Consider the following 13,778-nt stretch of genomic DNA (forward strand, 5'->3'; position numbering starts at 1 on the left):
CACCGCACCATCGGTATTGACAATCATTCTCAATAAGCCATAGTTTTGGTGTGTGAAGAAACTTGCCATCCTCCTGACCTTGCTCCTCGGGGTACTAGGGCTGACTGCATGCTCAACCCCTGCAGATCCCAGCCAAGGGCTCAGTGTTGTAGCCACGACAACTCAGGTAACTGAATTCACACAGACCGTCGTGGGCACGGCAGGCGCCGTCACGGGGCTGATTCAGCCCAATCAGAGTGCACACTCCTTTGATCCTTCGGCCAAACAGCTGTTGATGCTCTCGCAAGCAGACGCAGTAGTGATTAACGGTGCAGATCTCGAGCCGTGGCTCCAGGATGCGCTGAGTGCGGCCAACTTCTCAGGCACCGTCATCGATGCATCGACCGGAATTCCTCTGATTGAGAGTGACCCCCACGTGTGGACAGCACCTCGCAATGCCCAGACGATGGTGACCAACATTGAGACAGGCCTTGATGGCCTTCCCGGAATCACTTCTTCCCAGAAGAAGACCTTCGCAGACAACGCTGCTGTCTATAACCAGCAGCTCACATCACTGGATCAATGGATCCTTGCCAACCTTGCCCAGGTTCCCGCAGATCAGCGACTACTGGTGACAAACCACGACGCATTCACATATTTCGTGGATGCTTACGGCCTCAACTTCCTAGGGTCAATTATTCCGAGCTTCGATGACAACGCAGAGCCTAGTGCTGCCGAGATTGATGCACTCATCACGCTGATCAAGCAGTCCGGTACGACGGCCATCTTCTCTGAAGCGTCCATTTCACCCAAGTTGGCACAGACCATCGCCAGCGAAGCAGGCGTCAAGGTCTACTCCGGTGACGATGCGCTCTATTCAGATTCCCTCGGGGTCACCGGCTCTGCAGGTGAAAGCTATATCAAGGCCACCATTCACAACGTCACCATGCTGATGAACTCGTGGGGCTATCCCGTCCTGCCACTACCTGCGGAGCTGAGCTGATGAGTCCACGCACCAGACCTATCCCCATCATTACTGATGATGCACTGACGATCACCGGCGGTGCTTTCAGTTATGGCAGCACGCCAGCATTGACTGAGGTCAACATCACCGTGAAGCCCGGCGAAGCTATGGCGCTGATTGGCCCGAACGGATCTGGAAAGTCGACCCTGCTGAAGGGTGTCTTGGGCCTGATCCCCCTGCTGGAAGGTTCCATGGGCTTTGGCAAAAGCGCCGAGTCCATCGGATACCTTCCCCAGACCGAGCACATCGACCCAGAGTTTCCAGTGACCCTCAAGCAGGTCGTCATGATGGGTCGCTATCGCAAGATGGGACTGTTTTCTTTCCCCACCAGCACTGACCGTGCTGCAGTCAGGAAAGCCATAGCTAATGTCGGCCTGACCAATGTTGCCAACAAACGTTTTGGCTCACTCTCCGGAGGTCAGCAGCAGCGCGGTTTCTTGGCGCGCGCTCTCGCCTCAGAACCCGGCCTGCTCCTTCTTGATGAACCATTCAACGGTTTGGACCAGCCCAACCGGGATGCTCTGATGCAAACACTTCGTCAGCTCAAGGCAGCGGGGGTTGCCATCATTGTCACCACCCACGATCTGGAACTTGCCCGCGAGGTCTGTGACACCGTTCTATTTGTGAACGGTCGCCAGATTGCCTTCGGGCCCAAGGATGACGTGCTGACGCTAGCCAACTTGCAAGAGGTCTTCCACGAGTTCCAAGTGGAGATCGACGAGCACACGGTCGTTGTGCCTGGCCACGAAGGCCATTAATCATGAATCTGCTCGACTCTCTCACCACCGCCTTCGCGCTGCCCTTTATGGGTCGAGCGCTACTGGTGTTGATTGTGTTGAGCGTGGCTGCCGGAGTGATTGGTGTCTTCATCAACCTGCGCGGCCTCGAGTTCTTGAGTGACGGCCTCACCCATGCGGTGTTCCCTGGTTTGGCAGCGGGCTTTGTCTTTGGAGGACAGGGCGGCGTTCTCATTGGCGCACTGGTTGCTGCCGCTGCCGCAACCATCGTGCTGACTTTGATGAGTAACAACCGGGTCACCTCTGATGCCACGACAGCGATCGTGCTCACAGCCATGTTCAGTATTGGTGTGATCATCGTTTCGGCATCGCCAGGGCGAGCTGGTGGTTTGGAACAACTTCTGTTTGGCCACTTGCTCACTGTTACAGACAGTGAAGCCATCACAACAGCAGTTGTTGCCGGAGTTGCACTGGTTCTGGTGCTGCTCACATTCCGCCGCCAGGTCTTCCGCGCCTTCGACCCTGAGGGCAGTGCTGCTGCCGGCTATCGCCGGGTCAGCACGGAGCTCGTCTTGAACGTCGCCATCGCACTTGTCATTGTTGCGGCATCGAATGCGGTGGGGAACCTGTTGGTTCTTGCTGTGCTCATTGTTCCGGGCGCCCTCTCCCGCTTGGTGACTACCAAGCTGGGCGGCCTCTTTGCTGTTGCCGTGGGTGCCGCAGTGTTCGCATCCTGGATGGGTCTTGCTCTGGGATTCAATATCTCCGTTGTGGGTGGGGTAGATGTTCCAGCGGGAGCAACCGTTGCGCTGAGTTTTGTGACGCTCTATGCCATCGCTTTGATCGTGCGCGTGCTCCGTAAGGGGGTCAACGCATGAGCTACTTCGAACGTGCCCTGATTGTCATTGTGTTGGTTGGCGCACTGGCAGGTCTTGCCGGTGTGCTGGTGGTCCTGCGTAAGCGGGTCTTGTTCGCTCAAGCGTTGACGCACGCAACCTTCCCCGGTGCGGTCATTGCGACCATCTTGGGAGCAAGCCTCCAAATTGGTGCACTGATTGCCTGTGTGAGCTTGGCCATCATCTTGACTTTCCTGAGTCGCATCCGCGGCCAAGGAACCCAGGCCGCCTCCGGCGTCATGCTCACGGCAGGTTTTGCCGCAGGTGTTCTGCTGCAGGCCATGAACCCGAGCATTCCCATCCAGATTGACAGCTTCTTGTTTGGTTCGATCCTCTCGGCAACCTGGGTTGATGGACTTGTTGCAGGTGTCGCTCTTCTTGCAGTGATTGCCACCATGCTCATCTGGGGAAAGCAGATCCTGTTCTTCCTCTTCGATCCCGAAGCTTTCGCAGCAACCGGGGCAAAGCCCTGGTTGCTTGATGCAGTGCTTCTACTCATCACCACCGTTGCTGTGGTGGCAGCGCTTCCTGCGGCCGGAGCAATCCTGGCGATCGCCTTGATTGCAGCTCCGGCAGCAGCTGCCCGCTACTTCACCGACAAGATCAACGTCATGTTCTGGCTGGCGCCAACACTCGGCGCGCTCGCCGGTGTCGCAGGGCTGTTGATTTCTCGTTGGCTCGGTGTGAGCGCCGGGGCGAGCATCGCATTGGTCGCTGCGGCCATCTTCTTTGTTGCATGGGGAACTTTCACCATGCGTCGCCCCGCATCGATCGGAGCATCAGCATGAAACGCAACACCTGGCAACGCGAAGCCGTGAGAACAGCACTGAATGAGCGCGGAGATTTCATCTCCGCCCAGAAGCTGCACACTGAACTCAAAGCAGAAGGCTCCACGATTGGTTTGGCGACGGTCTATCGCGCCCTGACAGACCTGGTAACTGCTGATGAAGCAGATGCTTTGCAGTCACCAGAGGGTGAGAACCTCTATCGCGCATGCTCCAGTGACGGACACCATCACCACTTGATCTGTCGGCAGTGCGGTCACACTGAAGAAATTGAAGCAGAAGCTGTGGAGTCTTGGGCTGCAAAGGTTGCTGCAGAACACGGATTTACCCAACCCCGTCACGTGGTGGACGTATTTGGCCTCTGTAGAGAATGCACATTATCTCCTTAAGACGAATATAACCGTCACTAAATCTAGCAATGAAGGTTATATTCGCCATATACTTTACACATGGCACGAAAAACACCGGCGGTTGAACGCACGTTAGTTAAATTCGGCGAGTCCATCAGAAGCTGGCGATCAATCCGCGGACTCCCTGGAGCGGTCGTCGCCGAACGTGCTGGGATAAGCAGAGATACCTTACGGTCTATTGAAGCCGGAAAAGGAACCGCCTCACTCGCCGCTGTTGTTGCCGTCATGGAAGCACTCGGTATTTCAAGTTCAATGACAAACGCAGTGGAGCCGCTCAATACTGAAATCGGTCGGAACCGCGCTGCCTTGATCAATCGCAAGAGAGTGCGGCCACATGCGATCCGTTGAGGTCTGGCTTTCAGGCGAGAAAAACACTGATATCAAAGTCGGTTTGTTGCGAGAGATTCAGCCAGCTGGCTACAGTCAGCCAACTCTAGATTTCAGCTACGACAACACATATCTCGAAAATCTAGACACTTATGAATTGTCGAGTGACCTGCCTCTCTTTCGCGGGGCGCAGCAACTTTCGCTTGACCGCCTCATGTTTTCTGGAATCGCGGACTCGCTTCCCGATGAATGGGGACGCAGACTCATCCGTCATGAGAACGTCACTCAAGCTCGTCAGGAATCGCGAGTACCAGATCCACTAGATGAACTTGAATTTCTACTTCGACAAAGTGACGACACCAGGCTGGGTGCATTGCGGTTTAAGCAAAGCGCCACCGATTTCTTTGAAGCACCAACTAGGCCGGGACTCACTCCGTTAGAGCGAATAGTAGAAGCTACTGCGAGGTTTGATCGAGATGCTGCCACAGATGAAGATCTCACAGTGCTATCAGGAATTAGCAGCCCGTTGGGGGGAGCCAGACCCAAGGTGAACTGGGTTGAGAGCAACGTGAGTTGCATTGTGAAGTTGTGGAGTGAAAATGACAGGTCATTGGATATTGAGGGGTGGGAAGCAGTCGCCCTATCCATTGCTCAAGAGGTCGGGCTTGAGGTTCCAAAGTTCCGGCACCGTCGTCACAGCGCGACTTTGTCACTGTTGTTCCTAGAGCGATTTGATCGCCAGGGCACGCGACGCATCGGCTACCAAAGCATGCGTCATGCGATGGGGATTAGCGAGAACAAGTCAGTCCAATCTAGTTATCAAGAGATGGCCCAGTTTGTTAGCTTCCATAGTTTTCAGCCCCGTGTTGACCTCGACCAACTCTTTAGAAGAGCAGCGCTGTCGATTGCTCTAAATGATGTTGATGATCACTTGAAGAACTTTGGTTTTCTTCGAGGAAAGTATGGCTGGAAGCTAGCTCCAGCTTTTGATATCAATCCCAAGCCACCTGAACTAGTGGAACCGTCAAATATGTGGGTCACTCCGAGCGCACCAAGAAATGTGACCCACGACTTTGAAGCGCTTATCGAAGATTCTGGTACATATGAAATTACCCTGGACAATGCTCGCCAAATTGTCGGCGAGATCGTAGAAGCGACGCAATTGTGGCAACAATTGGCAGGTGAAATGGGGATTGCTGAACAAACGCAGAAGCGTTTTGAATCCGCTTTTGTCCCTTCTCCATAAGTAATCAAACACGCAGAATTATTTAACTAATCGGGAACTGTCGCAATATTTGCGACGGTTCGACACTTGTTAGCTCACACCCCAGAGCTCTGACCCCAGTAGTCGCAAAATATGCGACAACTCAAAGAACCGCTTGATTTCGCTGAAGTAGAGCTCCCTGAGTTTGCTTAAAGAATCAGACTCAACGTAGAATTGACCCTTGGCTGCGCGGAATTCCTCGCGTAAGCAGTGCATGTTCTCTCTCACTTCGTGAGTTGTGGGTGTTCGTGCGCAGACAAGGAATCTTGGGCAAGACAATCCCGTCTTGCGGTATTAGGAGGATAGACATGGCTGCGACCTGTCAGGTGACCGGAGCCGTACCCGGCTTTGGGCACGCAATTTCACACTCGCACCGACGCACCAAGCGTCGTTTCGACCCCAACATTCAGAAGAAGACGTACTACGTACCTTCTCTTCGTCGTAATGTAACGCTGACTCTGTCGGCAAAGGGAATCAAGGTCATCGACGCACGCGGCATTGAGTCCGTCGTCAAGGACCTTCTCGCACGTGGGGAGAAAATCTAATGGCTAAGGCACAGGACGTACGTCCCATCATCAAGATGCGTTCAACCGCGGGCACTGGTTACACCTACGTAACCCGCAAGAACCGTCGTAACACCCCCGACCGTCTTGTACTCAAGAAGTACGACCCCGTAGTGCGTCAGCACGTTGAATTCCGTGAGGAGCGCTAAATGGCTAAGAAAAGCAAGATTGCTCGTAACGAGCAGCGCAAGGTAATCGTTGAGCGTTACGCAGCTAAGCGTCTCGAGATCAAGAAGGCACTCGTTGACCCCAACGGTACCGACGCATCTCGCGAAGAGGCTCGTATTGCTCTCCAGAAGCTTCCTCGTAACGCTTCTCCCATCCGTGTTCGCAGCCGCGACGCGATCGATGGCCGTCCCCGTGGTGTTCTCACCAAGTTCGGTATCTCTCGTGTTCGTTTCCGCGAGATGGCTCACCGTGGCGAACTGCCCGGTATCACCAAGTCCAGCTGGTAATCCCAGTCAGATTTAAATGTGAAAGCCATGGACTGCAAAGTCCATGGCTTTCACTGTGTTAACCCTGTTTTAAACCCTCAACCTTGGGTCGAGGTCTTCTCGTGCCACGCCGACACGAATTGCCTGTAAATACAAGGAATTGCTGATATTTTTTCGAATGGTCATACAGACCAAACGAGACGGCCCTTGTGGCTCAACCGTTCCAAACAAAGTGCTACTTCGGTAGCTCAACGTCCAGGAGGACACAAATGGCTCTCAACAAGTCTGAGGTTGTCGCAGCAGTTGCCGCTCACACCAACCTTTCGCAGGCAAACGTAAACGGCGTCATCGACGCTCTCTTCGCAGTTGTTTCTGCTGAAGTTGCTCAGGGTGGAAAGGTAACCATTCCTGGCTTCATCTCCTTCGAGCGCACCAACCGTGCAGCTCGCACCGGTCGTAACCCTCAGACCGGCGCAACCATCCAGATCGCCGCTTCCAAGTCGGTAAAGGTCTCGGCTGGTAGCAAGCTCAAGGCTGCTGTCAAGTAGTCACGAGTTTCACTCGCTTTGGTGGGTGTGGGCCTTCGGGTCCACACCCACTATGCATTTAAGCCTCAGCAATAATCTCTAGGCTTGAGTTGTGCCCCGTTTATTCAAGATAGCTATCCCCGCACTGACCGTGCTGGTGGCGCTTGTTGTCTTGCTTGGGGCCCTTGCTTTTGGCGGTGGCTCCAGCACACCAGCTCTCGGTGACCCTGGTGTTGTCGTTCGCGTGGGCTTGCCTATTGCCAAGCTCCTCGTGGATCTTTCAGCGGCAACCATGATTGGTTCGCTCGCACTCGCACTGTGGGCTTTCGCCTCGCGGGAACGCGCCTATGTCCGCAGTATTGATATTGCTGCAGCGTCAGCTCTCGTCTTGACTCTGGCTTCTGCTGTCACAGGTTTCTTGACCTTCTTGAACGTGAGCCTGACTCCCTTTTCGGCTGACTCGAAGTTTGGCAATCAACTCGGCTTTTTCTTCACCAACATTCAGCTTGGCCAGGCGTGGTTAATCACCACCTTGCTGGCAGCATTTGTTGCAGTTCTCTGCATTGCCGTAACGAACCAGACGGCGCTCTTCTTTGTCGGCTTGGCAGCGGTGGGCACATTGGTGCCCATGGCGCTGCAGGGCCACTCTGCAGGCACCTCGGGTCACGCGATGGCCATTACGTCCATGGGCTTGCACCTGGTCTTCGTCTCGGTCTGGCTCGGTGGCGTGGTCACCCTGATTCTGCTGCGTGGCATCATTGGCCCTGACCGTCTCCCTGTGGTTGTTGCACGCTTCTCCACTCTGGCGATCATCGCCTTCATCGTGGTTGCCGTCTCGGGTGTGGCAAATGCGATGGTTCGCATCGGCACCTTCGACAAGTTGATCTCCACTCCTTATGGCCAGCTCGTGCTGGCCAAGGTTGCGGCAATGGTGATCTTGGGGGCCTTTGGTTTCTGGCAGCGTGGCTTCCTGGTCAAGCGCATGACCGGAGCAGCAACCCAGAAGATGTTCTGGTGGTTCATTGCCATTGAGCTCGTGGTGATGGGCGCTGCCGCAGGTTTGGCTGCAGGTCTTGCCCGCACGCCCACACCCGTCAGTGAGACCTTGAACCAGAACCCCACACCTGCGGAGATTCTGACCGGAAGTCCGTTGCCCCCGCCGTTCACGATTGAGCGCTACTTCACGGTCTGGAACTTTGACCTGATCTGGTTGCTGTTCTGCGTTTTCGCGGTCTTCTTCTACTTAGTTGGTGTCTACCGTCTACACAAGCGCGGAGACAAGTGGCCTTGGTATCGCACGGTGCTCTGGATTGCGGGCATGGGCCTGCTGTTTTACATCACCAACGGCGGGATCAACGCCTACGAGATGTATCTCTTCTCTGCCCACATGGGTGCGCACATGACCCTCGGCATGATGGTGCCCATCCTGCTCGTTCCCGGTGCTCCCGTCACCCTGGCGATGCGCGCAGTAAATAAGCGTCAAGACGACAGCCGTGGTGGCCGTGAATGGATTCTCAAGGCCGTCCACTCGGGCTATGCCAATGTCATCTCGCATCCGTTATTTGCCACCGTCAACTTTGTCGGATCGTTGTGGCTGTTCTACTACACGCCCATTTTTAGATGGGCGACCAGTGACCACATTGGGCACGAGTGGATGATTGTTCACTTCCTTCTCGCCGGGTATCTCTTTGTCCAGTCCTTGATTGGTATCGACCCGGTCAAGACGCGTTACCCCTACCCTTTCCGCCTCATTCAGCTTCTTGCCGCCATGACCGTGCACGCCTTCTTTGGCCTGGGCATCATGTCAGGAGAGAGCTTGATGCTCGCTGATTGGTATGGAGCAATGGGTCGCACCTGGGGTTCCACCCCACTAGAAGACCAGCAGGCCGGTGGAGCTATTGCCTGGAGCGTGGGAGAGATTCCTAACCTGATCTTGGCCCTTGTCCTGGGATACCAGTGGAACCGCTCAGATGCCAAGGAAGCCAAGCGCACAGACCGCCAAGCAGATCGCACTGACGATGCTGAGCTCAAGGCCTACAACGAGATGCTTGCCAAGCAAGCAGCCGCTGATAGCCAGCAGAACTAACTCAGCAGGTTATTGAGAGAGCACGATGGCAAGATTGCCATCGGATCGAATCGAGATATTGATGTTGAACACCGCATCCACAATCTCATCCAGGGGAGAAATCGTTCCGTCATAGAGTGACTGGACTTCACCGGTGATGCGCAGCTTGCCCACAGCATCCCGCACAGCCCAGGTGGTCTCACCTGGGACAACCTTGATTGCGGGGTATTCCGCCACTTCCCAGCTGGGCTCACCCACGATGCGGTTCCCCGTTTGGTAACCAAATGGACAGCCTGCAGGCTGCAGAACATCTTGTTTTACGCATTTATCAAGGTAGTCATCGACTTCCTTCTGCACGCGCTTGGTGAAGGCCTTGTTTGCCTGGACATCCACCACAACTTCTGCAGTCTCGCCAGGCGTTGCCACGTCGAGCGTGACCTTTTCTGCAGTGAGCCATGTGGAGGTGTGATCGAAGACATAGTTACCTGGCGCAAACAAGAGATACGTTCCAGTTCCACCCCAGACGGTGGCGTCCTTGGCAGAGTCAGTTGAGCGCAGGTCAATTTGGCCGGAGTCCCCCACGCTGAAAGAGGCATCGTGCCAGACGGTGACCTTGGCTTTTGCCACGGGAAGCTCTGCAAATGCCCAGGACTCGAACACACCCATCGTGCTGCCAATGCGTGTGACCACAAACGTGCCCGTGGCCTTCTCCCCACCGAGCAGGTAGCTGGCGGTCACTGTGGTCTTGGCGTCGTTGCCAGAAACCTTGGTGATGCGAATGTCAGTGAGCTCACCCATTGCAGAACCGCGCAGCAAGGTGCGGTCGGCATCAGCAGGGAGCTTGTCACCTACCCCAGGCATCGACAGAGCAGAAGCCGCATCATGACGTGAGAGTGCAGAGAGGTATTGGCTGACAAAACCAGAAGCGCTATAGAGCGACTGGTTGATGCCGATACCGACGAATACGGTGACCAAAAGCAGAGCAGCTGCCGCCAAACCCAGATAGGTGCCTTGGCGTTTGGTCAGTTTCACGTCTTCATCCTACAAAGCGCCTGTGGGCAACAAGCTGAGTAAGCGCTGCGCCGGTAAACTTCGGGAGTGAACAAAGTCTCCTTATCTGCCCAGCAGCAGGAGGTCTTTAACCTCATTGAGGAAACTCGTGAGCACGTGTTCATCACTGGCCGCGCAGGAACAGGTAAGTCCACCCTGCTGAACCACTTGGCGTTCACTACGGAGAAGACCATCGCGGTCTGTGCTCCCACAGGTGTGGCCGCACTGAATGTCGGCGGCCAGACGATTCACTCACTGTTCCGCCTGCCCACAGGGCTGATCGGTTCCTTGGATCTGAACCACGGTCCAGACCAGCGCAAGATTTTGAACGCCATTGACTCTCTCGTTATCGATGAGGTCTCGATGGTCAATGCCGACATCATGGACGCGATTGACCGCGCTTTGCGCGAAGCACGTCACCGCAAGAAGGAAAGCTTCGGCGGAGTGCAGGTCATCATGTTCGGTGACCCCTACCAACTCTCACCAGTACCTCCTCGCACACCAGAGGAGAAGGAATACCTTCAGGCCCGTTACGCCTCGAACTGGTTCTTTGATGCTGCTGTGTGGCAAGACACCCCACTGCGCATTATCGAACTCACCGAGATCCACCGTCAGCGTGACGATGCGTTCAAAGAAATGTTGAACGCTGTTCGTCACGGAACGGTGACCCCCACATTAGGTGCTGCACTCAACGCAGCTGGGAACCGTCCTGCCCCTGAGGGCGAGGACATCATTATCTTGGCCACCACGAATGCCCGCGTGAATGCCATCAACGCCGAGCAGCTGGCCAAGCTTCCGGGAAAGAAGAAGGTCGCTGCAGCGGATGTCAGTGGCGACTTCGCCGCTAACGCCTTCCCAGCTGATGAAGACCTCGAACTCAAGCTCGGTGCTCAGGTCATGTTCTTGCAGAACGACAGCGAAGGTCGCTGGGTCAATGGAACAGTCGGCACGGTGACCAAGGTCACCGACACTGTCTTCGTGACCGTTGCCGGTTCAGAGTATGAAGTTCACCCCGTCACCTGGGAGCGGTACAAGTACTCCTACAAGCAGAGTACTGATGAGCTCAGCCGCGACGTGGTCGCAGAGTTCACCCAGTTCCCCCTGCGCTTGGCGTGGGCTGTGACCATTCACAAAGCACAGGGTCAAACCTATGACCGGGCACTCATCGACATGGGCTCTCGTGCTTTCGCTCCTGGTCAGACTTATGTGGCACTGAGTCGCATTACCTCACTGGAGGGTCTCTACCTCTCACGTCCTCTGCGTCCGTCGGATGTCATCGTGGATCCTGACGTGGAACGCTTCATGGGACGGGTTGAATCACTCGGCCAAGCTCTCGAAGGCTAAGAACATGATTGTGCTCATCGACGGGGACTGCGCACTGTGTGTGGGGTTGGTCGAATGGCTGGGCAAACGCATCCCGAAAGAGAAACTGAACCCAGAGCACATCATGTTTGTGCCAGGGGAGTCTGACTGGGGAACCGCGCTTCTCGCAGAAGCCGGTGTCACAGGCTTTGATTCCGTGGTGGTTCTCAATAACGGTCATGTTCTTCAGGAGGGTGACGCAGTGCTCGCGCTCGCCGAGGTCCTGCCCAGGCGTTGGAAGGTTCTTGCCGCTGTGGGAAAAGTCGTTCCCAGAGGGGTACGAAATATGATCTACCGCTGGATTGCTCGAAATAGGATTACCTGGTTTGGGCGCGCAGAAGTCTGCGAATTCAACTCAAAAGTTGCAACCGTAACCCACGGACCCAGGGGTACGTTAACGCGAAATCCCTAGACGGAGCCACAGCAGTGGTGTTAACCTCAAACCATGGAAAATGGGGGAATGAAGCTTTTTGCTTCGGTCGTTTTAGGCATAGTTATCGCGCTATTTGTCGGGGTGGGGATTAACCTTTTTTACCCTGAACCCAGTTATCCAACTGAACTGATGACTTTCTCAAACTCCGAACCGACGGATGCTGAAGCAGAAGCGTCAAATCTTGCGTACATGGAGTTCGAGAAAGTACGCCAGCTCCACAGTGGAATTGTTGGAGTGATTTCGATTGCCTTAGCGGTTCTTGTAATGGCGGGAAGCATGTTCCTGGCCAAAAAGTACGACGTGGTCTCCCAAGGACTGTTAGTCGGAGGGTTGCTCCTCATCTGTTACGGAGCGACACAGGCAATTTCTTCGGGAAACGTGATGACTGCCTTTATTTCCATTGGTATTGGTTTAGCCGCACTCATTTTTCTCATTCTGAAACGGTTTAGAACTGTCAACGGAGAAACCGTTCATAGTTAATTTCTTGGTTCTGTAGGCTTAGAACATGCTTCTTTCTGATCGCGATATTCGTGCCGAACTCGAGTCGGGCCGTATTGGCCTAGAACCTTCGGCTGACGACATGATTCAGCCCTCGAGCGTTGACGTTCGCATTGACCGGTACTTCCGTCTCTTCGACAACCACAAGTACCCCTACATCGACCCTGCTGAAGACCAGCCAGACCTCACCCGTCTGATCGAGGTAGACCCTCACGAGCCTTTCATTCTGCACCCGGGAGAATTCGTTCTCGGTGCAACCTATGAGCAGGTAACCCTGCCCGACGACATTGCTGCTCGCCTCGAAGGTAAGAGCTCACTGGGTCGTCTGGGTCTGGTCACCCACTCCACTGCAGGCTTCATTGACCCAGGTTTCTCCGGTCACATCACTCTTGAGCTGTCGAACATGGCAACTCTGCCTATCAAGCTGTGGCCAGGTATGAAGATTGGACAGCTCTGCTTCTTCAAGCTCAGCTCACCTGCAGAGAAGCCTTATGGCTCGGCTGAGTACAAGTCCCGCTACCACGGTCAGCGCGGACCCACAGCTTCTCGCTCATTCCTCAACTTCCACCGCACTGATGTCAGTGCAACGGATGCCGGAGCAATCGGCGGCTAAAAACCACAACATAAAAAGAGGGGGCCTTGTTGGCCCTCTTTTTTATTGAGCAAAATGTCCGTTGCTGTGAGTAAGTTTCATTTCAGGGAGCGCTGCAGTTAGGGAGTAACTGTGTACATCTTTGGAATTGAAGAAGCAGCAGAAAAGCTTGAATGGCTCATCGAGCTGGTTCAGCAAGGTCACGAGGTTCTTATTTATCGAGACGGAAAACCATGCGCTCGGCTAGAAGCTATTTAGTTAGTTAACCAGCTGGAGAGAGGTACCCAGCAACTGCCAAGCGGGGCAATTGCAAGGTGAGCCAGGGGCTAAACGCAAAGGCCGACTTTTCCACCGAAGCAAGCAGAGCCTCGGGCTCTGCCCAGGCGTATTCAGCTACCTCGCTGGGGTTAGGCACGGGTTCGTCATCCACGATGGCGATGAACACAGGGCAGATCTCGTTCTCAACGATGCCGGAGGCGTCGACGGCGCGGTAACGGAAGTCAGGCAGCGCGCTTTTGACGGAAGCGAGGGTGAGTCCCAGCTCCTGCTCGGCACGACGGTGAATGGCTTCAACGAAGTCTTCGTCTGGTGCGGGGTGGCCACAGAATGAGTTCGTCCAGACGCCTGGCCAGGTCTTCTTTTCAATAGCACGGCGGGTGACCAGAATCTGACCTTCACGGTTAAAGACGTGGCAGGAGAATGCAAGGTGCAGGTGAGTGTCTTCAGTGTGGACAGTGGCCTTGTCGGCGGTACCGACCGGGCTACCGTCTTCAGCAAGAAGCACAACGAGTTCACGGGATTCACCCATGTTGTGCTCCTGTCTAGTCAGTTA

General features: G+C 54.9%; 19 protein-coding genes. 17 read left to right on the forward strand and 2 right to left on the reverse strand.

Features of this window, described 5'->3' with window-relative positions; translation table 11 throughout:
• The first annotated feature begins 52 nt into the window (after positions 1 to 52).
• The 12 genes from M2118_RS04325 to M2118_RS04380 all read left to right on the forward strand — a co-directional run bounded on the left by M2118_RS04325 (position 53) and on the right by M2118_RS04380 (position 9,032).
• Positions 53 to 982, forward strand: coding sequence for a metal ABC transporter substrate-binding protein (locus tag M2118_RS04325; protein WP_280794704.1), 930 nt, complete (start codon positions 53 to 55; stop codon positions 980 to 982).
• Positions 982 to 1,761, forward strand: a complete 780-nt coding sequence (locus M2118_RS04330; RefSeq protein WP_280794705.1) for a metal ABC transporter ATP-binding protein — start codon at positions 982 to 984, stop codon at positions 1,759 to 1,761. Before M2118_RS04325 ends, M2118_RS04330 begins: the two co-directional genes overlap by 1 nt.
• Before the next feature lie 2 nt (positions 1,762 to 1,763).
• On the forward strand, positions 1,764 to 2,618 hold the full coding sequence (locus M2118_RS04335; RefSeq protein ID WP_280794706.1) for a metal ABC transporter permease: 855 nt from the start codon (positions 1,764 to 1,766) through the stop codon (positions 2,616 to 2,618).
• Positions 2,615 to 3,424 (forward strand): metal ABC transporter permease, encoded by an 810-nt coding sequence (locus M2118_RS04340; protein WP_280794707.1) that lies wholly within the window; start codon positions 2,615 to 2,617, stop codon positions 3,422 to 3,424. Before M2118_RS04335 ends, M2118_RS04340 begins: the two co-directional genes overlap by 4 nt.
• Positions 3,421 to 3,810: a Fur family transcriptional regulator gene (locus M2118_RS04345; RefSeq protein ID WP_280794708.1), complete on the forward strand. Its 390-nt coding sequence runs from the start codon at positions 3,421 to 3,423 to the stop codon at positions 3,808 to 3,810. The genes M2118_RS04340 and M2118_RS04345 overlap by 4 nt, the downstream gene beginning before the upstream one ends.
• A gap of 60 nt (positions 3,811 to 3,870) precedes the next feature.
• Positions 3,871 to 4,179: a helix-turn-helix domain-containing protein gene (locus M2118_RS04350; protein ID WP_280794709.1), complete on the forward strand. Its 309-nt coding sequence runs from the start codon at positions 3,871 to 3,873 to the stop codon at positions 4,177 to 4,179.
• Positions 4,166 to 5,404: a type II toxin-antitoxin system HipA family toxin gene (locus M2118_RS04355; protein ID WP_280794710.1), complete on the forward strand. Its 1,239-nt coding sequence runs from the start codon at positions 4,166 to 4,168 to the stop codon at positions 5,402 to 5,404. The genes M2118_RS04350 and M2118_RS04355 overlap by 14 nt, the downstream gene beginning before the upstream one ends.
• A gap of 326 nt (positions 5,405 to 5,730) precedes the next feature.
• Entirely contained in the window at positions 5,731 to 5,967 is a 237-nt protein-coding gene (gene rpmB, locus M2118_RS04360; protein ID WP_110234752.1) for a 50S ribosomal protein L28, read from the forward strand.
• Positions 5,967 to 6,134, forward strand: coding sequence for a 50S ribosomal protein L33 (gene rpmG, locus M2118_RS04365; RefSeq protein WP_280794711.1), 168 nt, complete (start codon positions 5,967 to 5,969; stop codon positions 6,132 to 6,134). Before rpmB ends, rpmG begins: the two co-directional genes overlap by 1 nt.
• Entirely contained in the window at positions 6,135 to 6,440 is a 306-nt protein-coding gene (gene rpsN, locus M2118_RS04370) for a 30S ribosomal protein S14 (protein ID WP_110234751.1), read from the forward strand. It abuts the gene before it with no gap.
• A gap of 248 nt (positions 6,441 to 6,688) precedes the next feature.
• Positions 6,689 to 6,967, forward strand: coding sequence for an HU family DNA-binding protein (locus M2118_RS04375; protein WP_280794712.1), 279 nt, complete (start codon positions 6,689 to 6,691; stop codon positions 6,965 to 6,967).
• 91 nt (positions 6,968 to 7,058) lie between these two features.
• Positions 7,059 to 9,032, forward strand: a complete 1,974-nt coding sequence (locus M2118_RS04380) for a cytochrome c oxidase assembly protein (protein WP_280794713.1) — start codon at positions 7,059 to 7,061, stop codon at positions 9,030 to 9,032.
• 9 nt (positions 9,033 to 9,041) lie between these two features.
• Here the strand turns inward: M2118_RS04380 and M2118_RS04385 are convergent, their stop codons facing one another.
• Entirely contained in the window at positions 9,042 to 10,043 is a 1,002-nt protein-coding gene (locus M2118_RS04385; RefSeq protein WP_280794714.1) for a hypothetical protein, read from the reverse strand.
• A 66-nt stretch (positions 10,044 to 10,109) separates the two neighbouring features.
• Here M2118_RS04385 and M2118_RS04390 point away from each other — a divergent pair, with 66 nt between their 5' ends.
• The 5 genes from M2118_RS04390 (at position 10,110) to M2118_RS04410 (ending at position 13,204) form a co-directional block, all read left to right on the forward strand.
• Positions 10,110 to 11,405: an ATP-dependent DNA helicase gene (locus M2118_RS04390; protein ID WP_280794715.1), complete on the forward strand. Its 1,296-nt coding sequence runs from the start codon at positions 10,110 to 10,112 to the stop codon at positions 11,403 to 11,405.
• 4 nt (positions 11,406 to 11,409) lie between these two features.
• Positions 11,410 to 11,835, forward strand: a complete 426-nt coding sequence (locus M2118_RS04395; protein ID WP_280794716.1) for a thiol-disulfide oxidoreductase DCC family protein — start codon at positions 11,410 to 11,412, stop codon at positions 11,833 to 11,835.
• 48 nt (positions 11,836 to 11,883) lie between these two features.
• A complete protein-coding gene (locus tag M2118_RS04400) occupies positions 11,884 to 12,336 on the forward strand; it encodes a hypothetical protein (RefSeq protein ID WP_280794717.1) in 453 nt (150 codons plus the stop codon).
• Between the two features lie 25 nt (positions 12,337 to 12,361).
• The gene (gene dcd, locus M2118_RS04405) at positions 12,362 to 12,967 is read left to right on the forward strand and encodes a dCTP deaminase (RefSeq protein WP_280794718.1); all 606 of its coding nucleotides are present in this window, start codon (positions 12,362 to 12,364) and stop codon (positions 12,965 to 12,967) included.
• A gap of 111 nt (positions 12,968 to 13,078) precedes the next feature.
• Positions 13,079 to 13,204, forward strand: a complete 126-nt coding sequence (locus M2118_RS04410; protein WP_280794719.1) for a type II toxin-antitoxin system Phd/YefM family antitoxin — start codon at positions 13,079 to 13,081, stop codon at positions 13,202 to 13,204.
• A gap of 4 nt (positions 13,205 to 13,208) precedes the next feature.
• Here the strand turns inward: M2118_RS04410 and idi are convergent, their stop codons facing one another.
• Positions 13,209 to 13,754: an isopentenyl-diphosphate Delta-isomerase gene (gene idi / locus M2118_RS04415; protein ID WP_280794720.1), complete on the reverse strand. Its 546-nt coding sequence runs from the start codon at positions 13,752 to 13,754 to the stop codon at positions 13,209 to 13,211.
• Between the last annotated feature and the right edge of the window lie 24 nt (positions 13,755 to 13,778).

This window comes from Aurantimicrobium minutum (assembly GCF_029892845.1).
GTDB lineage: Bacteria > Actinomycetota > Actinomycetes > Actinomycetales > Microbacteriaceae > Aurantimicrobium > Aurantimicrobium minutum_B.